Source organism: Desertibaculum subflavum, from assembly GCA_003576705.1.
In the GTDB taxonomy this organism is placed as follows: domain Bacteria; phylum Pseudomonadota; class Alphaproteobacteria; order Ferrovibrionales; family Ferrovibrionaceae; genus Desertibaculum; species Desertibaculum subflavum.
Map to the genome: position 1 here is coordinate 60,844 of QOZS01000010.1, position 25,644 is coordinate 86,487.

The 25,644-nt window shown below is 67.6% G+C and carries 16 protein-coding genes; 11 read left to right on the plus strand and 5 right to left on the minus strand.

The window, feature by feature from the left end; translation table 11 throughout:
• Positions 1–105: 105 nt before the first annotated feature.
• Complete coding sequence (locus tag DT074_RS07175; protein WP_119419149.1) at positions 106–963, plus strand: HTD2 family dehydratase; 858 nt, start codon at positions 106–108, stop codon at positions 961–963.
• Here DT074_RS07175 and DT074_RS07180 read toward each other — a convergent pair.
• Genes DT074_RS07180 through ggt form a run of 3 tightly spaced genes read right to left on the minus strand, consistent with a single transcriptional unit; the run spans position 955 to position 5,134 of the window.
• Positions 955–2,157: an aminotransferase class V-fold PLP-dependent enzyme gene (locus DT074_RS07180; protein ID WP_119419150.1), complete on the minus strand. Its 1,203-nt coding sequence runs from the start codon at positions 2,155–2,157 to the stop codon at positions 955–957. The two genes, DT074_RS07175 and DT074_RS07180, sit on opposite strands and share 9 nt — an antisense overlap.
• Entirely contained in the window at positions 2,154–3,431 is a 1,278-nt protein-coding gene (locus DT074_RS07185) for a Zn-dependent hydrolase (protein ID WP_119419151.1), read from the minus strand. Before DT074_RS07185 ends, DT074_RS07180 begins: the two co-directional genes overlap by 4 nt.
• A gap of 5 nt (positions 3,432–3,436) precedes the next feature.
• Positions 3,437–5,134 carry a gamma-glutamyltransferase gene (gene ggt / locus DT074_RS07190; protein ID WP_119419189.1) on the minus strand — a complete coding sequence of 566 codons (1,698 nt, stop codon included), beginning with the start codon at positions 5,132–5,134 and terminating at the stop codon, positions 3,437–3,439.
• Positions 5,135–5,833: 699 nt separating this feature from the next.
• Between ggt and DT074_RS07195 the strand changes: the two genes are divergently transcribed.
• From DT074_RS07195 to DT074_RS07215, 5 genes are all read left to right on the plus strand, one after another.
• Positions 5,834–6,319, plus strand: coding sequence for a MarR family transcriptional regulator (locus DT074_RS07195; RefSeq protein ID WP_119419190.1), 486 nt, complete (start codon positions 5,834–5,836; stop codon positions 6,317–6,319).
• A gap of 2 nt (positions 6,320–6,321) precedes the next feature.
• Positions 6,322–7,497, plus strand: coding sequence for an HlyD family secretion protein (locus DT074_RS07200; protein WP_119419152.1), 1,176 nt, complete (start codon positions 6,322–6,324; stop codon positions 7,495–7,497).
• Positions 7,484–9,055: a DHA2 family efflux MFS transporter permease subunit gene (locus DT074_RS07205; RefSeq protein ID WP_119419153.1), complete on the plus strand. Its 1,572-nt coding sequence runs from the start codon at positions 7,484–7,486 to the stop codon at positions 9,053–9,055. Before DT074_RS07200 ends, DT074_RS07205 begins: the two co-directional genes overlap by 14 nt.
• Positions 9,056–9,256: 201 nt before the next feature.
• The gene (locus tag DT074_RS07210; protein ID WP_119419154.1) at positions 9,257–10,033 is read left to right on the plus strand and encodes a DUF169 domain-containing protein; all 777 of its coding nucleotides are present in this window, start codon (positions 9,257–9,259) and stop codon (positions 10,031–10,033) included.
• Positions 10,034–10,038: 5 nt separating this feature from the next.
• Positions 10,039–11,961 (plus strand): alkyl/aryl-sulfatase, encoded by a 1,923-nt coding sequence (locus DT074_RS07215; protein ID WP_119419155.1) that lies wholly within the window; start codon positions 10,039–10,041, stop codon positions 11,959–11,961.
• 176 nt (positions 11,962–12,137) lie between these two features.
• Here DT074_RS07215 and DT074_RS07220 read toward each other — a convergent pair whose 3' ends face one another.
• Together DT074_RS07220 and DT074_RS07225 are read right to left on the minus strand one after the other, a co-directional pair.
• On the minus strand, positions 12,138–12,689 hold the full coding sequence (locus tag DT074_RS07220; protein ID WP_162914697.1) for a carboxymuconolactone decarboxylase family protein: 552 nt from the start codon (positions 12,687–12,689) through the stop codon (positions 12,138–12,140).
• Between the two features lie 46 nt (positions 12,690–12,735).
• Positions 12,736–14,250: a M81 family metallopeptidase gene (locus tag DT074_RS07225; protein ID WP_119419157.1), complete on the minus strand. Its 1,515-nt coding sequence runs from the start codon at positions 14,248–14,250 to the stop codon at positions 12,736–12,738.
• Positions 14,251–14,388: 138 nt separating this feature from the next.
• Here DT074_RS07225 and DT074_RS07230 point away from each other — a divergent pair, with 138 nt between their 5' ends.
• The 5 genes from DT074_RS07230 to glgX all read left to right on the plus strand — a co-directional run bounded on the left by DT074_RS07230 (position 14,389) and on the right by glgX (position 25,642).
• Positions 14,389–15,558 (plus strand): CaiB/BaiF CoA transferase family protein, encoded by a 1,170-nt coding sequence (locus DT074_RS07230; RefSeq protein WP_119419158.1) that lies wholly within the window; start codon positions 14,389–14,391, stop codon positions 15,556–15,558.
• Positions 15,559–15,999: 441 nt separating this feature from the next.
• Positions 16,000–18,009 carry an alpha-1,4-glucan--maltose-1-phosphate maltosyltransferase gene (locus DT074_RS07235; protein WP_119419191.1) on the plus strand — a complete coding sequence of 670 codons (2,010 nt, stop codon included), beginning with the start codon at positions 16,000–16,002 and terminating at the stop codon, positions 18,007–18,009.
• An 8-nt stretch (positions 18,010–18,017) separates the two neighbouring features.
• Positions 18,018–21,281 carry a maltose alpha-D-glucosyltransferase gene (gene treS / locus DT074_RS07240; RefSeq protein WP_119419159.1) on the plus strand — a complete coding sequence of 1,088 codons (3,264 nt, stop codon included), beginning with the start codon at positions 18,018–18,020 and terminating at the stop codon, positions 21,279–21,281.
• Positions 21,282–21,300: 19 nt separating this feature from the next.
• Complete coding sequence (glgB, locus tag DT074_RS07245; protein WP_119419160.1) at positions 21,301–23,502, plus strand: 1,4-alpha-glucan branching protein GlgB; 2,202 nt, start codon at positions 21,301–21,303, stop codon at positions 23,500–23,502.
• Positions 23,503–23,506: 4 nt separating this feature from the next.
• Positions 23,507–25,642, plus strand: coding sequence for a glycogen debranching protein GlgX (gene glgX, locus DT074_RS07250; RefSeq protein ID WP_119419161.1), 2,136 nt, complete (start codon positions 23,507–23,509; stop codon positions 25,640–25,642).
• Positions 25,643–25,644: the final 2 nt, after the last annotated feature.

The following is a 25,644-nucleotide window of genomic DNA, read 5'->3' on the forward strand; positions in this document are numbered from 1 at the left end:
CCAGTAGATATGCCCTGCGGAAAGCTTGTGGCACCGGTTTGCGCGGCGTGATGTGTCGCGATATCCGTATTCTCGTTGTGCTTATAAACCGGATGGGAGAGGAACGTGACCGTCGATATCGATGCGCTGCGCCGCCATATCGGCCGGAAGAAGGTCGACCACGATATCTGCGCGCCGGCCCAGGCCGCGGCGCTCGCCCTGATCTTCGGCCGGCCGCAGGATGCGCCGGAGCGCAGCGATGTGATGCAGCCGGGCTGGCACTGGGCGTATTTCTGGGCGATGTCGCCGCGCAGCGAACTCGGCCTCGACGGGCTGCCGGTCGAGGACGCCGTGATGCCGAAGATGCCTTTCCCCCGCCGGATGTTTGCCGGCTCGACGCTTACCTTCCATGCCCCGATCCGGATCGGCGAGAAGATCCGGCGCGAGACCGAGCTGACCGATCTCTCGCTCCGGACTGGCAGTTCCGGCAACCTGATCTTCGCCACCACCACGATGCGCATCTTCGGCCCCGACGGCCTCGCCATGGTGGACGAGCGGCACGGCGTGTTCCGCGAGGAAGTGCCGGCCGGCGCCAAGACCGTGCCGCCGAAGCGCGAGGCGCCGCCCGCCGGGACGCCCTGGCAACGCACTGTCGAAGTCGACGTGGTGACCTTGTTCCGCTATTCCGCCGTCACCTTCAACCCGCACCGCATCCATTACGACCGGCCCTATGCGACCGGGGTGGAGGGCTATCCCGGCCTGATCGTGCACGGGCCGTTCGTGCAGCAATGCCTGCTCGACTTCGCCCGCGATCACAATCCGGGCCGGCGCATCGCGCGCTTCGAGATGCGCGCCCGCGCGCCCTTGTTCGATACGGCGCCGTTCACGCTGGTCGGCCGTCCCGCCGACGACACGGCCTGCGAGCTCTGGGCGGTGACGCCGGAAGGCACCATCGCCATGTCGGCCAACGTCACCCTAGCCTGACCGCCCCAGCAGCGCCGCGAGACGCGCGCCGGCGACGCGGCCCTCGCCCGGCTGCAGCGCCATCGGGTTGAAGCGGATGATGCCGGCGCGTAAAGCGGTCGGGTCGACATGCACCGACGGCATGCTGTTCTGCAGCGCGATCACCAGGTCGAGCACGTCATGGCCGGCGCCCGGATCGAGCCGGGCGTCGAGCACCGGCACGGTATCGCCGCCGGCATCGACCAGGGTCAGCTGGACCTGGTTGGCGCTGCGCAGCGCGTCCTGCACCTCGGCGAGGCGGGCGAGCCAGGCGGCATGGCGCGCCGCCGGATCCTCGGCGACGAAGCGGCGCAGCGCCACCAGCAGGCCGACGACCTGCTCCTTGCCCACCTTGCAGGGCCGGCCGATGCCGTGCTGCGGCAGGCCTTTCAGGCGGCGCTTGTCGAACAGCGCGGGCGGCGGGTTCCACTGCCGGAACAGGATGTCCTGGTCGAGCATCTGCAGCGCCGCCGACTGCACCAGATCACGCCGGCCGCAGAGAATGCCGCTCGCCTGCGGTCCCAGGATCGCCTTGCCGCCGGAGAAGGCGACCAGATCGGCGCCCTCGGCGATGAAGCGGCGCAGGTTACCGGCCGGCGGCAGCTGCCCGGCGGCATCGACAATCACCGGCACGCCGCGCGCATGCGCCACCGCCACCATCTCGGCGAGTGAGGGCTCGGATTGCGGGTTCGCCACATGGAGCACGCAGGCGGTGCGCTCGGTGATCGCATCGGCGACCTCCCAGGCCTCGGCATCGCGCAGGCCGGCGCCGGCATAGCGGTCGGCCAGGCCGACCTCGACCAGGCGCGCGCCGGCCTGGCGCACCGCATGGTCGTAGAGATTGCGCTGGCTCCGCACCACGACGACCTCGTCCTTGAGGCCCGTCGTGTCGGGCAGGCGGTTCATCAGCGAGGGATCGAGGCCGGCGATGCAGGCGGCGGTGCCGAGCATCAGCCCGGCGGCCGCGCCGGCGGTGACGATGCCGGCCTCTGCCCCCGTCACCTCGGCGATGATCTCGCTGGCGCGGCCCTGCAGGGTCGGCATGTCGACGCAGGCCTGCGTCGCCTGGCGCATCGCCTCCGCCACTTCCGCCGGCAGGATGCCGCCGGAGACGCGGGTCGAGGTGCCCTTGGCGTTGATGATGGTGGGGATGCCGAGCTGTTCGAACACGTTCACGGCTGCATCTCCGCGAGCCAGGCGGCGAGGATGCCGGTCGCCATCAGGAAATCATCGATCTCCATCGCCTCCGCCGGGTTGTGGCTGCCATTGGCGTTGCGCACGAACAGCATGCCGGTCGGGATGCCGGCCGCCGCGAAGGCCGCCGCATCGTGCGAAGCCGGCGATTCGAGACGGCGATGCACGATGCCGGCGGCATTAGCGATGCGTTCGAAATCGCCGCGGATGCCGGGATCGATCACGCCGGGCGCCGCCGAGGTGCGGCGGCCGAATTCGAAGCGCACGCCGCGCCGGGCGGCAATCTCCTGCGCCTTGGCGTGCAACAGCGCCTCCAGCTCCTTAAGCGCCGCCGGATCGCAGCTGCGGATGTCGAGGCTGAAGCGGAGCTCGCCCGGCACCTTGGTCAGCGCGTGCAGCTCGGGATCGGTGAAGAACTGGCCGATGGTGACCGCCATCGATCGCCCCTGGCGCTCCCATTCCTGCCAGGTCGCGTCCAGCGCGACGGCGAGCTCGGCCGCCGCCAGCATGGCGTCGTGGCGGTAGCCGCGCAGCAGGCCGACATGGCCGTACTCGCCGATGACCCGCGCCTCCGGGTGGCGGAAATTTCCGGGGATGCCGGTGACGATGCCTACGGCCAAGCCTTCGCGGTCGAGGATCGGGCCCTGCTCGATATGCAGCTCCAGGAAGGCGCGCACGTTCTCGGTCGTCATCCAGGCATCGCCGGCGGCGATGCGGGCCGGGTCGCCGCCAGCCGCCGCGATATGGCGCGACAGCGACCGGCCGGTATCCACCCGCTGGGTCGCCATCGCCTCCACGCTCAGCACGCCGAGCGCGGCGCGGGAGCCGATATAGGAGACGTTGAACCAGGCGCTTTCCTCGGCCCGGATGCCGAGCACGGCGATGTCGCAGGGAGGCGTGATGCCGGCCCGCTGCAGCGCCTCGACCGCCAAGAGCCCGGCCACAACGCCGGCCGCGCCGTCGAAATTGCCGCCCTGCTTCACCGAATCGAGATGCGAGCCGATGACGATACGTGGCGCGCGCCGGTCGCGGCCGGGCAGGGTCATGCAGGTATTGGCGGCGGGATCGGTGGTGACTTCGAGGCCGAGGCGGCCGGCATAATCCGCCATCACCTTGTGCGCCCGGCTCTCCTCCTCGCTGTAGGAGGCCCGCGTGATGCCGATGCCGTCGAAGGAACAGGCCTTGAGGCCGGCGAACATCTCGTCGGCGCCGGCGCGGTTCGCCTGCACCGCGCGGACCAAGTCGGTTGGATTCATCGGCCTCACCCGCGCCGCGCCGCGTCGGGCCAGAAGCGGACGCCGGCCCTTGCATAGCCGCCGCTGACGCCGACCGGCGTGCCGTCGGCGCGCCAGCAGGAGGCCCCTTCCATCATGCCATCGGCGTGGAAGCGGATGGCGTTCATGCCGCCGGCGACATGCGGCAGCGCGATCACGTCATGGCCGCGATCCTGCAGCGCGGTGCGCACCGCTTCCGGCACGGCGTGTTCGACCTCCACCACCTGGCCCTGGGTCCAGAGGCGCGGCGCCTCCACTGCCTCCTGCAGCGACATGCCGTGATCGACCAGATTGACCACCGCCTGCATCGCCGATGGGAAGATGCGCAGGCCGCCGGGCAGGCCGAGCGCGAAGTCGAGCCGTCCGTCCTTCAGCGTGATCAGCGGCGCCTGCGAGGTGGTGATACGCTTGCCGGGCGCGATGGAGAGCGCGTGGCCCGGATGCGGGTCGAACAGGTTCATGTAGTTGTTCGGCACGATGCCGGTGCCCGGCACGATGAAGCGGGCGCCGAACAGGTTGTTGATGGTCTGGGTGCTGGCCACCACATTGCCGCGATCGTCGGCGACGGTGACATGCGTGGTGTTCGCCGATTCGCCGGGCTGTACGCCGGCCTGCCAATCCTGCGCCCAGCGCGGATTGATCCTGCGCGAACACTCGGCGGCATAGTCGCGCGAGATCAGCTTCGCCACCGGGACCTTCACGAAGGCGGGATCCGCCGTTGCCGCCTTGCGGTCGGCGAAGGCGATCTTCAGCACCTCGGCGAGCAGGTGCAGCGTATCCGGCGTACCGAAGCCCATCTCGCGGATGTCGTAGCGTTCCAGGATGTTCAGCATCTGGATCACGTGCACGCCGCCGGAGGAGGGCGGCGGCGGGCCAATGATCTCGACCCCGCGATAGAGGCCGCGCACGACGTCGCGTTCCACCGTGCGGTATTCGCTCAGGTCGGCGCGCGAGATCAGGCCCCCCACCTTGGCGAAGTGATCGGCGATCACCCCGCCGAGCGCGCCGCCATAAAGGACACCCGGCCCTTCCTTGGCGATGGCGCGGAGCGTGTCGGCATAATCGCCCATGACCAGCCGCGAGCCCGGCTTGATCGGCGCGCCGTCCGGCAGGTAGCGCGCGGCGATCACCGGGTCGCGCGCGAGATCCGGCGCCGTGTCGGCCGCGCATTCGGCGAGATAGGCGGTGACAGCGAAGCCGCGCGACGCATGGCGGATCGCCGGCTCCATCACATCGGCAAGCGACATGGTGCCGTGACGCTCCAGCGCCTGGCACCAGCCCTTCAGCGTGCCGGGCGCCGCCACCGCTTTCGGGCCGACGGTGTTCTCGCGATCCTCGACCTCCATGTAATAGGGCATGGTGTCGGAGACCGGGCGGTACAGGTCGGGCGTGGCGGCGAGCGGCGCGGTGCTGAGCCCGTCGAGCACCGTGTGCCGCCCGTCGGCCAGGCGGATATGCGCCATGCCGCCGCCGAAGATGCCGACCATCATCGGCTCCACCACGGTGAGGGTGAAGAGCGCGGCGACGGCCGCGTCGATCGCATTGCCGCCCGCCGCCAGCATCTCCGCGCCGGCGGCCGAGGCGAGCGGATGGTTGGTCGTCACCATGCCGCGCGAACCGAAAGCCGGGCGCTTCTCGCACACGAAGCTGGTCCCGGCGCGCTGGCGCCATCCCCCATCGGTCATCCGCGGCTCCTTCATCCCCGACGCTCGCTGCAATCTAGGGCAGGCGGTGCGGGCGCGGCAAAGGCGGGAGGCGCCCCGCTGCGGCATATCCGATCCGCGGCGCGTCTGTTCCTCTCTGTCGTCGTCCCCGGGCTTGTCCCGGGGACCCACGGCTCTCCGGTGAGCCGCGGCAACCGCGTGGGTCAACGGGACAAGCCCGGTGACGACGAAAGAGAAAGCGGCGCGTCTGTTCCCTTCCACAATCGCTTCTGGCCTTGAGCCGGCAGATCCCGCCGCGTTCGGCAACATCGAGGACATTGCGGCGCATCTGTTCCGCGGCGCTTCTGTTCCTCCTTGTCGTCGTCCCCGGGCTTGTCCCGGGGACCCACGGCTCTCCGCTGAGCCGCGGCAACTGCGTAGGTCACCGGGACAAGCCCGGTGACGACGGAGGGGAAGCGGCGTGTCTGTTCCGCGGCGCCACTCCTGCCCCAAGGTGCCTATGGCGCGCGGCGGCAGCGACGGCGGGTGGTCGGAGGGACATATTCGGCATACAGATCAATTCTAATCGTCATAATAGCATATTTATGTATACTGTGCAATATCTAGGGGGTCACATGCAAGCCAGGCTTGCGTAGGATGCGTGTTGCCAGCGCTTAAGCCGGGGATAATCATTCGCCTGCTAACCGTTCGCCTGCTAACGAAATGTCGCGGCCCGGTCATATGCCCCAAGGCGAGGATCCTTCTTATCGCTTCGGCCTCCGGCTCGCCGAGGTGTCGCGGCTGTGGCGCCATGAGCTCGATGCGCGGCTGAAGCCGCTCGGGCTTTCCACCGCGCGCTGGGTCACCCTGGTCAATCTCTCCGCCCATCCCGAGGGCATGACGCAGAACGCGCTGGCGATCCGCGTCGGCATCAAGGGACCGAGCCTGGTGCGACAGCTGGACCTGCTGGAGGCGGATGGCTGGGTCGAGCGCCGCGACAGCCCGGCGGATCGCCGGGTGAAACGGGTCTTTCTGACGCCGAAGGGCGAGCCGGTGATCGAGACCATCGCGGCGATCGGCCGCCGTTTGCGTGCGGAGCTGATGGAAGGCGTCGACGAGCGCGAGATCCGCGCGGCGGTCGCGCTGCTCGACCGGATGAAACTGCGCCTGCACGCGCTGGAGCGCCGCGAAGAGGCGCAGGCCCTGCCCGAGATCGAGACGGTGTGACGATGGCCCAGATCATCCGCGCCAAGCCGAGCCCCGAGCAGCCGACCGAGCTTCGCGTCGAGACCAGGACCGAGGCGCCGCCCGCACCAGTGCGCCGCCGCCGTGAGTTCCGGCCGATCCGCATCGGCATCATCGCGGCTCTCCTGCTCGCCGCAGCCGCGTATGGCGGGTATCAGGTCTATTTGCGCTTCACCCATGTGTCGGAATACGACGCCCGCGTCACCGGCGACGTCGTCACCATGTCGAGCCGGGTCGACGGCTGGGTGGTCGAGATGGCGGCGCTGGAGGGCATGACGGTCGAGGCGGGCCAGGTGGTGGCGCGCATCGACGACCGGATCGCGCGCCTGCGCGTGGAGGCGTTGAAGGCGGAGATCGCCGCGGTGCAGGCCGAGCGCCGGCGCCTGCAGGCGGAGCGCCAGCGGGTCGACAACATGATCGCGGCGAAGGCGAAGACCAAGGCCTCCGGCGTGCAGATGAGCGAGGCGGCGCGCACCGCGCTGGATGCCGATATCCAGCTGGCGCGCCAGGAACTGGAGCGCGCCCGCGTGCTGTCGCAGCGCGGCGTCGTCACCGACAAGCAGCTGGAGACGGCGCATGCCAACATGCTGCGGCTGGAGAGCAACCGGAAACGGCTCGACGCCGAGCGCCTGCAGGCGGAAGCGAGCCTGAACGAGGCGCTGGCCGAGCGCGACCAGCTCGACGTCATCGACCGCCAGATCTCCGCGCAGGACCCGGCCGAGGCCAGCCTGAGGGCGCAGCTCGCCCAGCTCGAGCTGGCCGCCGCCGACTACACGATCCGCAGCCCGGTGCCGGCCATCATCGACCGCACCTTCGTCGAGCCCGGCGAGTTCGTGCAGGCCGGCCAGCGCATCCTGATCCTGCACAATCCGAAGGAGCTCTGGGTCGAGGCCAATATCAAGGAAACGCAGCTGCGCAAGCTGAAGCTGGGTCAGGAAGTGCACATCACCGTCGATGCCTTCCCCGACGACAGGTTCATGGGCAAGGTGACGCGGATCGGCAGCGCCGCCACCTCGCGCTTCGCCCTGCTGCCGACGCCCAACCCCTCCGGCAACTTCACCAAGATTACCCAGCGCGTGCCGGTGAAGGTCCAGTTCACCGAGATGCCGCGCCAGCTGTCGCCGGGCATGATGGTCGAGGTCGATATTGACATACGATAGCGCCGAGGAACTGGCGGCGCGCTACGGCCCGGCCTATCGCTGGCTGGTCACCATCTCGGGCATGGTCGGCATCCTGGCCATGGTGCTGGCGATGACCACGGTCAATGTCGCGGTGCCGGACGTGATGGGCGCCTTCGGCATCGGCCAGGACAAGGCGCAGTGGATGTCGTCGGCCTATATGGCGACGATGACCGCGGGCATGCTGCTGAACAACTGGCTCGCCAATATCGCCGGCGAACGGCGGGTGTTCATCACCGCACTCGCCGTGTTCTCGTGCGGCGCGGTGCTGGGCGGCACGGCGCCGAACGAGGACATGCTGATCTTCGCCCGCGTGTTGCAGGGCTTCAGTGCCGGCGTGGCGCAGCCGCTGGTCATGGCGACGATCTTCAGCGCCTTCCCGCCGGAGCGGCGCGGCTCCGCCATGGGCATCTTCGGTCTGGGCGTCGTCTTCGCCCCGGCGATCGGGCCGACGCTCGGCGGCCTGATGATCGAGTTCTTCTCCTGGCGCTATGTCTTCTTCATCTCGCTGCCGTTCTGCCTGATCGCGGCCATCATGGCCGCGCTGTTCATGCCGACCCGGCCCTGGCCGCGCCGGATTCCAAGCTTCGACTGGATCGGCTTCGCGCTGCTCTGCATCGGGCTGTTCGGGTTGATGACCGCGGCGGCGAACGGCCAGCGCGAGGGCTGGGACAGCGACAGCATCATGCTGCGGCTCGCCGCCGGGATCGGCGGCGCGGTCGGTTTCATCGCCTGGGAGCTGAACCGCGACGAGCCTCTGCTGGACCTGCGCATGTTCATGAGCCCGGCCTTCGCCTCCGCCGGCGTGGTCGCCTTCATCTTCGGCGCCGGCATGATGGGATCGACCTATCTCGTTCCCGTCTTCGTGCAGACGGTGCAGGGCTTCACGGCGCTCGATGCCGGCATGATGATGATGCCGGCCGGGTTGATGCTGGCGGTGATCTTCCCGACCGCAGGACGGCTGTCCGACACGCTGTCGCCCGGGCTGATGATCATGGGCGGCCTGCTGCTGTTCTGCGCCGGCTTCGTGCTGATGGCCGGCGCGGATGCGAACAGCACCTTCTGGTGGCTGGCGGGGGTGACCATGGTGTCGCGCCTCGGGCTCGGCTTCATCAATCCGAGCCTCAATGCCGCGGCGCTGAAGGCGCTGCCGCAGGAGCTGGTGCGGCAGGGCGCCGGCGCGACCAACTTCATGCGCCAGCTGGGCGGCGCCTTTGGCATCAATCTCAGCGTCGTGTTCCTGGAGTTGCGCACCGGCTTCCACGCCGAGGCGCTGACCGCGACGCAGGACTGGGGCAACGAGACAACGCTGCGCCTGATCGACCAGGTCAAGGAGCTGATGGGCCAGGCAGGCCTGCCGGAGGCGGTGCAGCGCGCCGGCGCGCTGGAATACCTGGCGACCATCGTGCATGGCCAGAGCCAGATGCTGGCCTTCCAGGACACCTACATCATCGTGGCCGGCGTCGCGCTGGCCGCCATGATCCCCGCCTATGTGCTGTCGCAATCGCAGCGCCTGCCGAAGGTGGCGTTCGCGACGTAGAACACCTGCTCAATTCGTCTTGCCCGGGCTTGACCCGGGCATCCACGACTTTCCGCGGCGCTGTCCAAAGGCGTGGGCGGCCGGGTCAAGCCCGGCCACGACGAACGGGGTCTGCGGCATCTTGCAATGCAGCTCGACCGCGCTCTGAGTTAGTATCCTCCGACAAGGCGAACACGCCAGAGGGTCGAGGAGGAAGCCAAGATGGATTGGGCGAAACTGACCGCGGACCTGGAGCGGCTGCTGAGGCTGCGCACGCCGCCTTTCGGCATGAAGCTGTTCGAGCGCAAGGAAGACATGGAGGTGATCCCGCGCATCCGCCGGCCGAAGGCGGTGCATGCCTTCGACCAGGTGGTGGCGCAGGCGGCAAGGCTCGGCTGGACCGTCGGCGTGACCGCGGACGACCTGGTGGGCGCGCAATGCCGGGCGGTGATCGGCCTGGGCAACGCCAAGGACGAGAAGTGGAAGTCGGGCCAGCACATGGTGGGCGTCTGGTACTCGACGCTGGACGACGCGACGGCGCATCAGGCGGCGATGAACTGCGTCGGCGACGGCCAGTTCCAGGCGATGGTGGTGTCGCCGCTGGCGGCGGGGCGGCTGGACCCGCCGGACATCGCCCTGTTCTACGCGACGCCGGGCGCGATGATGTACTTCATCAACGGCATGCAATGGTCGGGCTACAAGAAATTCGACTGGGGCGTGGTCGGTGAATCGGCCTGCGCCGATTCCTGGGGCCGGGCGCTGAAGACGCGGCAGGCCAGCCTCTCCATCCCCTGCTTCGCCGAGCGGCGGTACGGCGGAGTCCTGGACGACGAGATGCTGATGGCGCTGCCGCCGGATCAGTTGCAGCACGCCATCACGGGCATGGAGGCGCTGGCCAAGAACGGCTTCCGCTATCCCTTCCCGCAATACGGCATCCAGCAGGATGTCCGCGCCGGCATGGGCGTGAGCTATCCCGACCGCAAGCCGCCGGCGGCGTGAGCGCGATGTCCGACCGCAAGCCGACGCCACCGAAGGACGCCGAGCCCGCGACGCGCGAGGCCAATGCGCAATGGCTGGACGCACTGCCCTTCGACGACCGGGAGGATTTCGAGGACGCGCAGCGCGGCTTCGTCGCCACTTTGCCGGACGGCGTGATCCGCACGCCATCCGGCACCGTGGTGTGGAGCCTGAAGGCCTATGAGTTCCTATCCGGCCCGAACGCGCCGCCGACGGTGAATCCGAGCCTGTGGCGCATCGCGCAGCTCAACATGAACAACGGCCTCTACAAGGTGGTCGATCGCGTCTGGCAGGTGCGCGGCCTGGACCTCGCCAACATGACGATCATCGAGGGCGAGACCGGGCTGATCCTGGTCGACCCGCTGACCACGGCGGAAGTGGCGCGGGCGAGCCTGGAGCTCTATTTCGGGCACCGGCCGCGCGTGCCGGTGAAGGCGGTGATCTATACCCACAGCCATGTCGACCATTATGGCGGCGTGAAGGGCGTGATCACCGAGGAGGAGGTGCGCGCCGGCCGCGTGGCGGTGCTGGCGCCGGACGGCTTCATGGAGGCGGTGGGCGGCGAGAACGTGCTGGCCGGCGTCGCCATGACGCGGCGCGCGCAGTTCCAGTTCGGCGGATTGCTGCCGCCGGGCGAGCGCGGCCAGGTGGATGCGGGCCTGGGCAAGGTGACGTCGCGCGGCAGCGTGACCCTGATCCCGCCGACCGACCTGATCGTCCAGAAGACCGAGACGCGCGTGATCGACGGCGTCGAGATCGAGTTCCAGCTGGCGCCGGAGAGCGAGGCGCCGGCCGAGATGCACATGTTCTATCCGCAGTTCGGCGTGCTGAACATGGCGGAGAACGCGACGCACCACCTGCACAACTTCATTCCGCTGCGCGGCGCGGTGGCGCGCGACACACGGCTGTGGTCGCGCTATATCGCCGAGGCGATGCGGATGTACGGCGACCGTGTCGAGATCGTCATCGCGCAGCATCATTGGCCGACATGGGGCCGCGCGCGCGTGCTGGCCTTCCTCGCCAAGCAGCGCGACCTCTACAAGCACATCCACGACCAGGCGCTGCGCCTCGCCAATCTGGGCCTCAGGCCGGCGGAGATCGCCGAGAAGGTACAGCTGCCGGCGGAATTGCGGCGCGACTGGTCGGTGCGCGGCTATTACGGCACGGTCAGCCACAACGCGAAGGCCGTGTTCCAGCGCTATCTGAGCTGGTACGACGGCAATCCCGCCAACCTGAACCCGCTGCCGCCGGTCGAGACCGCGCGCAAGACGGTGGAATATATGGGCGGCGCCGCGGCGGTGATCGCGCGCGCCCGCGCCGACTTTGCCAAGGGCGAATACCGCTGGGTGGCGCAGGCGATGTATCAGGTCGTGTTCGCCGAGCCGGACAACGCCGAGGCGCGCGAGCTTGGCGCCGATGCGCTGGAGCAGCTCGGCTACCAGGCGGAATCGGCGACCTGGCGCAACGCCTATCTCTACGGCGCGCGGGAGCTGCGCGGCGGGGTTATGCAGCTGCCGCCCAGGCCGATCCTGAGCCCGGACCTGATCCGCGCGGTGACGACCGACACCTTCTTCGATTTCATGGCGGTGCGGCTGAACGCCGACCGTGCCGCCGGCAAACGCTTCGCGATCGACTGGCGCTTCACCGACACGGGCGAGATCGTCGCACTGAACCTGGAGAACTCGACCCTCACGCATCTGCTGGGCCAGCCGAGCACCCGCCCCGCCGCGACCGTCACCACCACGCGCCCGGTGCTGGACGCGCTGATGGTGAAGCAGTCGACGGTGGCGGAGGCGACGCAGAGCGGCGCGCTCAAGGTCGAGGGCGACGCGCAGCCGCTGCACGACCTGTTCGACATGCTCGACGACTTCCCGGCGATGTTCCCGATCCTGACGCCGGGACCGAGCTGACCTTGCCGAAAACTTATCGCCTCTCCGCCCGCGAAGCGGGGGGACAGGGAAGGAGAGGTGGGGAGGATGCGCTCTCCGCAACGAGCGCCGTGCGAGCGGCGGCGCCCTCACCTCACCCGCCGCTTCGCGGCGACCTCTCCCCTCCCTGAAGGGAGCGGAGAGGTTACTCTGTCGCGCTACTTCTTCGCCTGCGGCAGGAAGTCGTCGAGCGGGACGCCCAGGCTGTTGAGCGCCCAGGAGACCATGTTGTACTGGCCGATGGTGAAGACGACGTCGATCATCTGCTCGGTCGAGTAGGCCTTGGCGAGCGCGTCCCAGGTGGCATCGGAGATCACCGAGTTCTCGTAGAGATCGTCGACTGCCTGCATCAGCGCCTTCTCATGCGCGTTGACGGCGCCGGCCGGGCCTTTCTTTACGCTCTCGATATCGGCATCGGTGAAGCCGCCGCGGCGGGCGATCAGCTCGTGCTGGGCGAACTCGTATTCCGCCTGGTTGAGCCAGCCGATGCGCAGGATCAGGAGCTCGCGGTCGCGGAAGGCGAGCGATTGCTTCGACAGGATGTGGCCGGCGAACGGCGTCCAACGCTTTACCAGGCCCGGGTGGTGCGCCAGCACCTTGAAGATGTTGAAGACCCGGCCGCCCATCGCGTTCTTCTCGACCATTTCGCGGTCGGACGGCTCAAGCGTGGCGAGGTCGCGCATCGGCACGCGCTGCTTGCGCTTAATCATGTTTCCTCCTTGGAACTCCCTAAGACTCGGTCGCAGCATAGAGCAACTATGCCGGCGACCATTGCAGGTCCGGATCGAATGGCCACATCGGCCGCCGGATGTGGCGGTACGGCACGCGGGTCAGGATCGGCGTGACCAGGCCAGGGCAATCCGCCTCGACGATGCGGTCGTCGGTGAAGAACTCGTCGAAGCCGGCGCGGAAATGGCCGCGGCTCTTCAGGACCAGCGAGCGGACCTTGGCGAGATCGATGCCGAGATGCTCGAACATCATCGGCTCGTGCGCCTGGTTGCGCACGCTGACCACGACGACGCGGAGGCCGCCGATCTTGAGCAGCGCCGTCGGCCCCAGGCTGCCAGCGCGGGTCGCCATGGTGCCGCGGCGGCCGACGAAGCTGCCGTCGGAGAGCTTCTCGACCACCGCCTCCGCCTCGAACGGCTCGGAGTACTCGTTCGTCTCCGCGCGATTGAAGCGGGCGGTGAAGCGGGCGCCTTCGCCCAGCCGGTGCGCCTCGGCGGCGAGCGGCACGTCGTAATGGATGCCGAAACAGGCGCCCTCGACGCCGGCCTTGTGGAAGGCCTTGAGCAGCCAGGTGGTGTTGCCGCGCGCACCGCCGCCTGGATTGTCGGCGACATCGGCGAAGCAAAGCGAGGGTCGCGCCGGATCGCGGCCTGCCGCCAGCGCCATCCTCGTGCAATCGTCGATCGAGGTAAGCCTGGCGACGAAGCGGTGGCGGTCGGCCCAGATGCGGCCCGCGATATCGCGCGCCGCCTTATCGGCCGCCGCCTGGTCGCCGCGGCTCGTCACCACCACCGAGATGCCGTTGCGCGGGCTGTCGGCGAGCGAGAAGTTGCCGAGCACGGAGACGTTGAGGATCGGTCCGCCGACCAGTGTCTGCCCGTAGTTGATGCCATCCGCGTAGGGCCCCTGCTTGGTCAAGAGCGCGACCGAAGGCGGCAGGATCGGCAGGTGGATATAGGCCTTCGCCGTCTTCATCCCGGCGAACATTTCCAGCATGGCGCGGGCCGCCTCCTCGCCGCGCTCGTACTGGTCGACATGCGGGTTGGTGAGATAGGCGCAGAGCAGGTCGGTCGATTGGACCATAGGGGCTGAAAGATTGGCGTGCAGGTCGAGCGTCGCGATCACCGGCACGTTCGGTCCGACCACGGCGCGGATGCGCTTCAGCATGGTGCCGTCGGCATCCTGATCGCCGGTCGCGCCGGCGGCGCCGTGCTGGCAGCAATAGACGCCGTCGAGCGGTGCGGCGGCCCTCAGCGCCGCCTCGATCTTCGCGCAGCAACGCTCGAAGAAGCCCTGCTCGGCCGGGCCGCTGGCGCCGGCGGAGGTGTAGAGCACAGGCACCTTCTCCCAGGGGCCCGCCGCATCCATCACGGATATGAAACCCGACAGGCCCGCCGAGGCGCGCGGCGCGGGCTTCCGCAGGTCTTCCGCCAGCGCCTCGCCTTCGAGGTAGCATTTCTCGCGGAACTCGGCCTCCTCGGCCGGCGGGGCGAAGCCGTTCGTCTCGAGCGCGAAGCCGAGCAACGCAATGCGGCGGGGCATGGGATTGGTACTCCGGTGCGATCTCCGGCAAGCCTCGTGGCCGGGCCGCATGGCTGTCAAGCCGGCGCTGCCCTTCATTTTTGCCCACCGCCCCGCCATGCTGGCGCCCAAGCTTGGGGCAGGGAGGAGCCGCACCCGATGAAGAGGGACGCGCTCGCGGGCATCCGCGTGATCGATTTCACCACCACCATCGCCGGCCCGCATTGCACCCGGCTGCTGGCCGATCTCGGCGCCGAGGTGGTGAAGATCGAATCGCCGGAAGGCGACATGATGCGCACGCGCCCGCCGATCCGGAACGGCGCGAGCCACATGTTCGGCTATCTCAATGCCGGCAAGCACAGCCTGGTGCTGGACCTGAAGCGGCCTTCCGCCATTGCCGCCGTAAAGCGCATGGCGGCGCGCGCCGACATCGTGGTGGAGAATTTCCGCCCCGGCGTGATGAAGCGGCTCGGCCTCGACTACCCGAGCCTGAGGCGACTGAAGCCGGACCTGATCTATTGCGCCATCTCGGGCTATGGCCAGACCGGGCCCTCGGCCGAGCTGCCGGCCTATGCGCCGATGATCCACGCCGCTTCCGGCTACGAGATGGCGCATCTCGCCTATCAGCCGGGCCGCGAGCGGCCGGACAATTGCGGCGTGTTCTTCGCCGATTTCAACAGCGGCGCCTATGCCTTCGGCGCCATCATGACCGCGCTGTATCAGCGCCAGGCGTCGGGCATCGGGCAGATGATCGACGTGTCGATGTGCGAGACCATGCTGGGCACCTTGATGGGCGAGGTGATGCGCGCCCAGGTGCCGTACGACCTGCCGAGCCGGCCGATGTTCGGTCCGGTGCGCACGCGGGACGGCTATGTCATGCCGGCGGTGGCGAGCGAGAAGACCTTCCAAGGGCTCTGCCGGGCGGCCGGTCATCCGGAGTGGATCGAGGATCCGCGCTTCGCCCGCTATGCCGACCGGCGCAATCATTGGGGCGCCTATGTCGACGAGCTGGAGCAGTGGTCGGGCCAGCTCAGTTCCGAGCAGGTGATGGCGCAGTTCGAGGCGCATGGCGTGCCCGCCTCGCGCTATCGCACCGTGGCCGAGCTGATGAGCGACCCGCAGCTCGCCCATCGCGAGGCACTGCAGCCGGTGACCGATGCCGGCGGCACGGTGAAGGTGATGGCACCGCCCTTCCGCATGTCGGAAGCCGAGACGCGCGTGCGCCCGTTCTGCCAGAGCCTCGGCGAGCAGAGCGAAGGCGTGCTGCGCGGTTTCGGCTTCAGCGAGGCGGAGATCGCCGATCTGCGAACCAAGGGCGCCGCCGGCTGATGCTTCGCCCTCGCCGATGAATCGCCGTTTCCCGTAGACCTGGAATTATCGCCGAAGAATTCTTCTCTTTCCCCCGATGCGGGGCGTTGGCCGGCGCAAATTTCGACATTGAAGGTGGAACCAATCGCCCGCCTGGGCAATAATTCTGTGGTCAGCCCGTCTGCAGCCTGGGCCGGCCCTTGGGCCGGTGTGGCAGAGAAAGTTCGCAATGGCCCGTTCGGGCCGGTCCCAACGGGGAGGCGACAGATGGACAGAACGCGATGTGCCTTGGCGAGGGGCTTCGCGACATCCGGCCAACCCCCATCACGTTGTGCCGTGCGCAGTTGCGGCTGTAGGTGCCCGTTTTAGCGACCCGCTCCAGCGACCGTCGTCCGGCGGAAGCGCAGTCCCATCGGTTCATGCATGCGCGGGTCAGGCATCCGCGCAGTGGAGGATCTGTCCATGAACGCCCCCTCCAAGGCAACGCCTGCGATGCATCCCGAATGGTCGCCGACCAGCCGCATCGTCATTGAAAGCGTCTATCCGGAGATCGACGGCGGGCGCTATCCGGTCAAGCGTGTCGTCGGCGAGGCCTTCGAGGTCTGGGCCGACATCTTTCGCGACGGCCACGACGTGCTGGGCGCAGCGGTGAGATATCGCGACAAGGCCGCCGGGTGGCGCGAAGCGCCGATGACCTTTTTCGACAACGATCGCTGGCGCGGCAGCTTCGCGCTCGATCGGATCGGCCCCTGCTACTACACGATCGAAGCCTGGACCGACCGCTATGCATCCTGGCGGCACGACGTGCAGAAGAAGCGCGATGCCGGCCAGAACGTCTCGCTCGAGCTGATCGAAGGCGGCGGGCTGGTGTCGGAAGCGGTCGGTGTGGCGGATGCCAAGGTGGCGGGCCTGCTGCGCGATCTGCTGGCGGAACTGGAGCGGCAGAAATCGATCGAGGCGAAAGCTTCGCTGCTGCTGCAGGACGCCACCGCCGCGTTGATCGCGCGCTCGGGCCTGCGCGGCGACCTGTCGCGCTATCCGCGCGAGCTGCAGGTCTATGTCGACCGCCCGGCGGCGCGCTGCGCCGCCTGGTACGAGATGTTCCCGCGCTCGCAAGGAACGCAGCCCGGCAAGAGCGCCACTTTCGACGATTGCATCCGCCGCCTGCCGGAAGTGCAGGCGATGGGCTTCGACGTGCTCTACTTCGTGCCGATCCATCCGATCGGCAAAATCAACCGGAAGGGGCGCAACAACGCCGTCACGGCGAAGCCCGGCGAGCCGGGCAGCCCCTATGCCATCGGCTCGGACGAGGGCGGACATATCGCGGTGCATTCCGAGCTCGGCACGCTCGACGATTTCCGCCGGCTGGTGGCCGAGGCCGGCAAGCACGGCATGGAGCTCGCGCTCGACTTCGCCATCCAATGCGCGCCGGACCATCCCTGGGTGAAGCAGCATCCGGAATGGTTCGTCTTCCGGCCCGACGGCACGGTGAAATACGCCGAGAACCCGCCGAAGAAATACCAGGACATCGTCAACGTGAACTTCTACGGCCCGCATCGCGAGGCGCTGTGGAACGAGCTGCGCGACGTGCTGCTGTTCTGGGCGCAGCAGGGCGTGAAGATCTTCCGCGTCGACAACCCCCACACCAAGCCGGTGCCGTTCTGGGAATGGGTGATCCGCGAGGTGCAGACAAGGCACCCGGACGCGATCTTCCTGTCGGAAGCCTTCACCCGACCAAAGATGCTGAAGGCGCTGGCGAAAGCGGGGTTCAGCCAGTCCTACACCTACTTCACGTGGCGGAACTTCAAGCAGGAGCTGGTCGACTACATGACCGAGCTGACGCAGACGGAATGCCGCGAGTACCTGCGCCCGAACTTCTTCGCCAACACTCCGGACATCCTGCCGCCGATCCTGCAGCGCGGCGGCCGGCCCGCCTTCCAGATGCGCCTGGTCCTCGCCGCCACGCTGTCCAGCGTCTACGGCATCTACAACGGCTTCGAACTGTGCGAGGGACGCGCACTGCCGAACAGCGAGGAGTATGCCGATTCGGAAAAGTACGAATTCAAGGTCTGGGACTGGAACCGGGAAGGCCACATCAAGGATTACATAGGCCTGGTCAACAAGGCGCGGCGCGAGAACCCTGCCCTGCATGAACTCACCAATTTGCGCTTTCACCCCGCCGATTCAGATTCCGTGCTGTTCTACGGCAAGATGACGGCCGACCGCAGCAATATGGTCTTCGTCGCGGTGAACCTCGATCCCTACGAGGCGCACGAGGCGACCGTGGTCTTCCCGCTGCACGACATGGGCGTCGGCGACGACGATGCCTTCGAAGTGGAGGACCTGCTGACCGGCGAGCGCCATCTGTGGCGCGGGGCGCAGCAGCGGGTACGTCTCGACCCGCAATCGAACCCGGCCGCGATCTATCGCGTCATGCCGTTCCGGCATGTCGAATTCCGCGAAGCGCGCTGAGCCCCGGCATGCTGACGGACGAGCCTCTCTGGTTCAAGGATGTCATCGTCTACGAGGCGCATGTCAAAGCCTTCTTCGACGGCAATGACGATGGGGTCGGCGACTTCCAGGGCCTGATCGCCAAGCTGGACTATCTGCAGGATCTCGGCGTCAACGCCATCTGGATCCTGCCCTTCTATCCCTCGCCGCTCCGCGATGACGGCTATGACATCGCCGATTACCGTGAGGTCCATCCGTCCTACGGAACGATGAAGGATTTCCGCCTGTTCGTGCGCGAGGCGCATAAGCGGGGGCTGCGCGTCATCACCGAGCTGGTCATCAATCACACCTCCGATCAGCATCCGTGGTTCCAGCGCGCCCGTCTGGCCAAGTCCGGCTCGCCGTTCCGCAACTGGTACGTCTGGAGCGACACGGACAAGCGGTACACCGAGACCCGGATCATCTTCAGCGACACCGAGAAGTCGAACTGGACCTGGGACCCGGCGGCGAACGCCTATTACTGGCACCGGTTCTTCAGCCACCAGCCGGATCTCAACTTCGACAATCCGCAAGTGATGAAGGCGGTGGTCAACACCATGCGGTTCTGGTTCGACAGCGGCGTCGACGGCATGCGGCTCGACGCCATTCCTTATCTGGTCGAGCGGGACGGCACCAACAACGAGAACCTGGCCGAGACGCATGCGGTGCTGAAGCACCTGCGCGCCGAGCTCGACAAGAAGTACCGCAACCGGATGTTCCTGGCCGAAGCCAACCAATGGCCGGAGGACAGCCAGGCCTATTTCGGCAACGGCGACGAATGCCACATGGCCTATCACTTCCCGCTGATGCCGCGCATGTACATGGCGATCGCGCAGGAGGACCGGCACCCGATCACCGACATCATGCGGCAGACGCCGGACATCCCCGAATCCTGCCAATGGGCGATCTTTCTGCGCAACCATGACGAGCTCACGCTCGAAATGGTGACCGATGCGGAGCGCGACTATCTCTGGAACGCCTACGCGGCCGATCGGCGCGCCCGCCTCAATCTCGGCATCCGCCGGCGCCTGGCGCCGCTGATGGACAACGACCGGCGCAAGATCGAGCTGATGAACAGCCTGCTGATGTCGATGCCCGGCAGCCCGATTCTCTACTACGGCGACGAGATCGGGATGGGGGACAACATCTTCCTCGGCGATCGCGACGGCGTGCGCACGCCCATGCAATGGACGCCGGACCGCAATGGCGGCTTCTCGCGTGCCGATCCGGCGCGCCTCTACCTGCCGCCCCTGATGGACCCGGTCTACGGCTTCCAGGCGGTGAACGTGGAGGCGCAGAGCCGCGCGCCGTCCTCGTTCCTGAACTGGATGAAGCGGCTGATCGCGGCGCGCCAGGCGCGCAAGGTGTTCGGCCGCGGCACGCTGAGCTTTCTCTATCCGTCGAACCGCCGCATCTTCGCCTATATCCGCGAGTACGAGGACGAGACGGTGCTCTGCGTCGCCAACCTGGCGCGCTCTGCCGAGGCGGTCGACCTCGACCTCGCGGCGTATCGCGGCCGGGTGCCGGTGGAGCTTCTGAGCCGTACGCTGTTTCCCCAGATCGGCGACGGCTACTACCGCATCACCCTGTCGGGTCATTCGTTCTTCTGGTTCCTGCTGTGTCAGCCGACGGCGCTGACCGATGGCGGACCCGCGATCGGGGAATCGCTGCCCGAATTCGTCACGCTGGTCATGGGCGATAACTGGCAGGCGCTGCTGACAGCGCACAACAAGCGGATGTTCGAGCGCGACGCGCTGAAGCGCTATCTGCCGCTGCGCCGCTGGTACGGCGCCAAGGACGAGGTGCTGCGCGAGGCCACCGTGGCAGCCGCCATTCCCTTCGCGCAGGGCAGCGACCGCTGGATGCTCTCCTTCATCGACGTGCGGTTCGAAGGCCGGTCGGCCGCGCAACGCTACTTCCTGCCGCTCGCGACGGACTGGCGCGAGGTGCATGCGCTGCCGCCGGACCGTGTCGCGGTCACCATCGCAAAGGTGCGCAAGGGCCCGAGGGAGGGCGCACTCTACGAGGCGGTGCAGGACGAGCGCTTTGCGCCGGCCGTGATCGACGCCGTGCGACGCGACCTGACGATCGATGGACCGGCCGGCCAGATCGAGTTCCGGGCCACCAAGGCCTTCGCGAGCCAGACGATGCCGGAGACCCTGTCGGTGCGGCCGCTGGCCGTGGAACAGAGCAACAGCTCGATCCTGATCGACGACTATGCCGTGCTGAAGTTCTATCGCCGGCTGGCGACCGGCATTCATCCCGATCTGGAGGTCGGCCGCTTCCTCACCGAAACGGCAGGCTTCGCCAATACGCCGGCATTGCTGGGCACGGTCGAGCTGAAGGATGCCGAAGGCAGCGCCGCCATCGCGGCCATGCACGCCTTCATCCGCAACCAGGGCGACGGGTGGAGCCATACGCTCAGCTATCTGCAGCGGCACATGGACGACGTCGCCGTTCTGCCGGCCGACGAAGTGGCCGCGCGCGCGGATCCCCATGCCATCAACATCGTGCAGTTGCGCAAGCTGGGCGAACGCACGGCCGAGCTGCATCGAGCGCTCTGTCCAGCCAAGGCCGCTTCGGCTTTCGCGCCGCAGCCTTTGACGGCGGCGGATGTGCAGAAATATCAGCGCGAAGTACGACAGGAGGCCCGCGAGGCACTGGAGGCCTTGGGGAAGGCGCGCCGGTCGCTGAGCAAGGAGGCCGCGGAGCAGACCGAACCGCTGCTCGCCAAGCGCCGCCAGATCCTGGATGCCATCATGGCGCCGATCGCCGTGCCGCCGGGCGTGATGAAGACGCGCTATCACGGCGACTATCACCTGGGCCAGGTGATCGTGGCTCAGAACGACTTCTACATTCTGGATTTCGAGGGCGAGCCGCGGCGCCCGCTGGCGCATCGACGCGCCAAGCACACGCCGCTGAAGGATGTTGCCGGCATGCTGCGGTCGTTCGACTACGCGGCATGGTCCACCCTGGATCACGAGACCCAGAAGCAGCCGGAGCGGCGCGAGCTTCTGCGGCCGCATCTGCTGGCCTGGCGCGACGAGGCGGGCAAGGCCTTCCTCGCCGGCTATCGCGAGGCGATCGGCGATTGCGCTTCCTATCCCAGCGACGAGAAGGCCACCGACGGCCTGTTGAAGCTCGCAACGCTGGAGAAGGCTTTCTACGAAATCGGCTACGAGCTGGCGAACCGTCCCAACTGGCTCTGGATTCCGCTCGCCGGCGTCAACGACATTCTCTTCCGCAGCGCCTGATTCCAGGCCGGGGATCATCATGCATCCTGCAAGCGACGCATCCTCCCACGACGTTCAGGCCATCGTGAACGGCGACCATCCCGATCCCTTCGCCTTCCTCGGCCTGCACGAGACAGAGGACGGGCTGGTGGTGCGTACCTTCCTGCCGGAAGCCGCCGGCGTCACCGTGCTGGACGCCAAAACGTCGCGCCCCGTCGGCGCGCTCGAGCGCGTGCACGATGCCGGCCTGTTCGCCGGCCGGATCGAACGCAAGCGCCGCCTGCCCTATCGTCTGCGGGTGAACTGGGGCGGCCGCGAAGCCGATGTCGGCGATCCCTATCGCTTCCCGCCGTGGCTGGGGGAGGTCGACCTGCATCTGTTCGGCGAGGGAACCCATCTCTCGGCCTATGACAAGCTCGGTGCGCATCCGACGAATCTGGACGGAACCCAAGGTGTCGCCTTCGTCGTCTGGGCGCCCAATGCCCACCGCGTCAGCGTGATCGGCGATTTCAACAACTGGGACGGCCGCCGGCACCCGATGCGCCACCATCCCGGCGCCGGCCTGTGGGAGATCTTCATTCCCGATCTCAAGCCGGGCGACCGCTACAAATACGAGATCAAGGCGCCGGACGGCGCCATCCTGATGAAAGCCGATCCCTGCGCCTTCGCGGCCGAGCATCCGCCACAGACGGCGTCGGTCGTCGCCGATCTCGGGTCGCCCGAATGGCGGGATGCCGGCTGGCTCGCCGAGCGGGAGAGGCATGTCGACCGCAGCGCGCCGGTCTCGATCTACGAGGTGCATCTCGGTTCGTGGCGGCGGAAGCCCGAGGAGGGCAACCGATACCTCACCTATCGCGAGCTGGCCGAGCAGCTGGTGCCCTATGTCAAGGACATGGGTTTCACCCATATCGAGCTGCTGCCGATCTCCGAATATCCCTTCGACGGGTCCTGGGGCTATCAGCCGACCGGCCTGTTTGCGCCGACCAGCCGGTTCGGCACGCCGGAAGAGTTCCGCCTGCTGATCGAGGCGGCGCATGCGGCAGGCCTCGGCGTGATTCTCGACTGGGTACCGGGCCACTTTCCCACCGATCCGCACGGGCTCGGCAATTTCGACGGCACGCATCTCTACGAACATGCCGACCCGCGGCAGGGCCTGCACAAGGACTGGGACACGCTGATCTACAATTACGGCCGGCGCGAAGTGGCGAACTTCCTGCTCGCCAACGCGCTGTTCTGGCTGGACCGCTATCACATCGACGGCCTGCGCGTGGATGCGGTCGCATCCATGCTCTATCTCGACTACAGCCGCGCCGCCGGCGAGTGGGTGCCGAACAAGTTCGGCGGGCGCGAGAACCTGGAGGCGGTCGAATTCTTCCGCCGCCTGAACGAGACCGCCTATGGCCGGCATCCCGGGATTGCGACTGTGGCAGAAGAATCGACCGCCTGGCCGATGGTGTCGCGGCCGACCTATCTCGGCGGGCTCGGCTTCGGCTACAAGTGGAACATGGGGTGGATGCACGACACGCTGGACTACATCAGCCGTGATCCCGTGCATCGGTCGCACCATCACAACCAGCTGACCTTCGGCCTGATCTACGCCTTCAGCGAGAACTTCGTGCTGCCGCTGAGCCATGACGAGGTGGTGCATGGCAAAGGCTCGCTGCTCGGCAAGATGCCCGGGGATCGCTGGCAGCGCTTCGCCAACCTGCGCGCCTACTACACCTTCATGTTCGGCCATCCCGGCAAGAAGCTGCTGTTCATGGGGGCCGAGCTGGCGCAGGAGCGCGAGTGGAACCACGACAAGAGCCTTGACTGGCACCTGCTGGAAGATCCGGCGCATGCCGGCATTCAGCGCCTGCTGCGCGACCTGAACGCCCTCTACCGCGCCGTGCCGGCATTGCACGCGCGCGATTGCGAGCCGGAGGGGTTCGAGTGGATCGACGCCAATGACAGCGTCAACAGCGTGCTGTCCTTCATCCGCAAGCCCGGCGAGGGCGGCGCGCCGGCCATCGTGGTCTGCAACTTCACGCCGGTGCCGCGGCATGGCTACCGGCTGGGCGTTCCGGCGGAAGGCTTCTACCGCGAAGCGCTGAACTCGGACGCCGAGATCTATGGCGGCGGCAATATCGGCAATGGCGGCGGCGTACATTCGGAACCGGTGCCCTGGCACGGGCGCCCGCATTCGGTCACCCTCACGCTGCCGCCGCTGGGCGGCGTCGTTCTCGTCGCGGAACACGGCTGAGCCGATGGCTAGCCAATCGCTCCGCGTCGAGCCCGGCCTGCCCTACCCGCTCGGCGCGACCTGGGACGGCAAGGGAGTCAATTTTGCGCTGTTTTCCGCGCACGCCGAACGCGTGCAGCTTTGCGTGTTCGACCACCGGGGACAGCGCGAGATCGCCCGCGTCGATCTGCCGGAATACACGCACGAAGTGTGGCACGGATACCTGCCCGATGCGCGGCCGGGCCTGCTCTACGGCTATCGCGTCTTCGGACCGTACGAGCCGCGCGCCGGGCACCGGTTCAATCCCCACAAGCTGCTGATCGATCCCTGTGCCAAGGCCCTGCACGGCCGTATTGCGTGGAGCGACGCCCATTTCGGCTATCGGGTCGGCGCGCGACAGGGAGACCTTTCCTTCGATCGCCGCGACAATGCCCGCGGCATGCCGAAATGCATGGTCATCGATCCCGCCTATACCTGGGACGGCGACCGGCATCCGCGCACGCCCTGGAGCAACAGCATCATCTACGAGGCGCATGTGCGCGGCTTCACGATGCAGCGCGATGCCGTGCCGGCGGCACTGCGCGGCAGCTTCGCCGGCCTGGCGCATCCCGCCGCGATCGAGCACCTGCAGAAGCTCGGCGTCACCGCCATCGAGCTGCTGCCGGTGCAGGCCTTTCTCGACGATCGCTATCTGATCGAGCGCCAGCTTTCCAACTACTGGGGCTATAACTCGATCGGCTTCTTCGCGCCGATGCCGCGCTATCTCGCCACCGGTCATGTCGGCGAGTTCAAGGCCATGGTGCGCCACCTGCACGAGGCCGGCATCGAGGTGATCCTCGACGTGGTGTACAACCACACGGCCGAGGGCAATCACCTCGGCCCGACCTTATCCTTCCGCGGCATCGACAACCGGTCCTACTACCGCCTCATGCCGGGCGACGAGCGCCATTACGAGGATTTCACCGGCTGCGGCAACGCGCTGCGCCTGCACCACCCGCGCGTCCTGCAGATGGTCATGGACTCGCTGCGCTACTGGGTCGAGGAGATGCATGTCGACGGATTCCGCTTCGACCTCGCCACCACGCTGGCCCGCGAGGCCGATGGCGCGTTCGACCCGCATTCCGGCTTCCTGGACGTGCTGCGCCAGGACCCGGTGCTGGGGCGCATCAAGCTCATCGCGGAGCCCTGGGATGTCGGCGTGGGCGGCTATCAGGTAGGCCAGTTTCCACCCGACTGGGCCGAGTGGAACGACAAGTTCCGCGACATCGTGCGCCGCTTCTGGAAGGGCGAAGGCGGCCTGATCGGCGAATTGGCAGGCCGCATGTCGGGTTCGCAGGACCTGTTCGGCCACGCCGGACGCAGGCCCTGGTCCAGCATCAACTTCGTCACCGCACATGACGGCTTCACGCTGCGCGACCTGGTCAGCTACGAGCACAAGCACAACGAGGCGAACCAGGAAGGCAACCGGGACGGCAGCGACAACAACAACAGCTGGAATTGCGGGGTGGAGGGCGCGACCGATGATGCGGCCGTGCTCGCGCTTCGTGCCCGCCAGCAGCGCAACCTGCTCGCCACCTTGCTGCTGGCCCAGGGCGTGCCGATGCTGCTCGCCGGCGACGAGCTGGGGAACAGCCAGGACGGCAACAACAACGCCTATTGCCAGGACAATCCGATCGGATGGATCGATGGCCCCGACCGCCACGACAACGATCTGTTCGATTTCGCCTGCCATCTGATTCGGATACGGCGCGAGCATCGCCCCCTGCGGCGGCGCAACTTCCTCACCGGCAGCCGGTTCGGTGACAACGGCCTGCTGCGCGATGTCGTCTGGCTGGCGCCGAGCGGGGAGGCGAAGACGCAGGAGGACTGGAACTATCCCGACGCCCGCATTCTCTGCTTCCTGCTTGCGGACCCGCATGCGACGGACAAGTCGCAATCGGCGGACGCGCCGCTCTTCATCGTGCTGAACGCGCATCACGACGACATGGCCTATACCTTGCCGGACCTGCCCGGGATCTCGGCTTGGCTGTATCTGATCGATACCTCTACCGCCGACGGAAAGGGCCGCCAGGCGCCGGTCGAGCCGCGGGCCCAGGTGGAAGTGGCGGCGCGGAGCGTGGTCGTGCTGTGCGGCCACCATGGCACCGGCGCGGGCGGATAGCC

Coding starts and splice junctions, on each gene's coding strand:
- glgB (WP_119419160.1), top strand. CDS start 21,301: ATGCATCCTGCAAGCGACGCATCCTCCCACGACGTTCAGGCCATCGTG.
- DT074_RS07195 (WP_119419190.1), top strand. CDS start 5,834: ATGCCCCAAGGCGAGGATCCTTCTTATCGCTTCGGCCTCCGGCTCGCC.
- DT074_RS07185 (WP_119419151.1), bottom strand. CDS start 3,431: ATGAATCCAACCGACTTGGTCCGCGCGGTGCAGGCGAACCGCGCCGGC.
- treS (WP_119419159.1), top strand. CDS start 18,018: ATGCTGACGGACGAGCCTCTCTGGTTCAAGGATGTCATCGTCTACGAG.
- DT074_RS07230 (WP_119419158.1), top strand. CDS start 14,389: ATGAAGAGGGACGCGCTCGCGGGCATCCGCGTGATCGATTTCACCACC.
- DT074_RS07210 (WP_119419154.1), top strand. CDS start 9,257: ATGGATTGGGCGAAACTGACCGCGGACCTGGAGCGGCTGCTGAGGCTG.
- DT074_RS07200 (WP_119419152.1), top strand. CDS start 6,322: ATGGCCCAGATCATCCGCGCCAAGCCGAGCCCCGAGCAGCCGACCGAG.
- ggt (WP_119419189.1), bottom strand. CDS start 5,134: ATGACCGATGGGGGATGGCGCCAGCGCGCCGGGACCAGCTTCGTGTGC.
- DT074_RS07220 (WP_162914697.1), bottom strand. CDS start 12,689: ATGATTAAGCGCAAGCAGCGCGTGCCGATGCGCGACCTCGCCACGCTT.
- glgX (WP_119419161.1), top strand. CDS start 23,507: ATGGCTAGCCAATCGCTCCGCGTCGAGCCCGGCCTGCCCTACCCGCTC.
- DT074_RS07225 (WP_119419157.1), bottom strand. CDS start 14,250: ATGCCCCGCCGCATTGCGTTGCTCGGCTTCGCGCTCGAGACGAACGGC.
- DT074_RS07215 (WP_119419155.1), top strand. CDS start 10,039: ATGTCCGACCGCAAGCCGACGCCACCGAAGGACGCCGAGCCCGCGACG.
- DT074_RS07235 (WP_119419191.1), top strand. CDS start 16,000: ATGAACGCCCCCTCCAAGGCAACGCCTGCGATGCATCCCGAATGGTCG.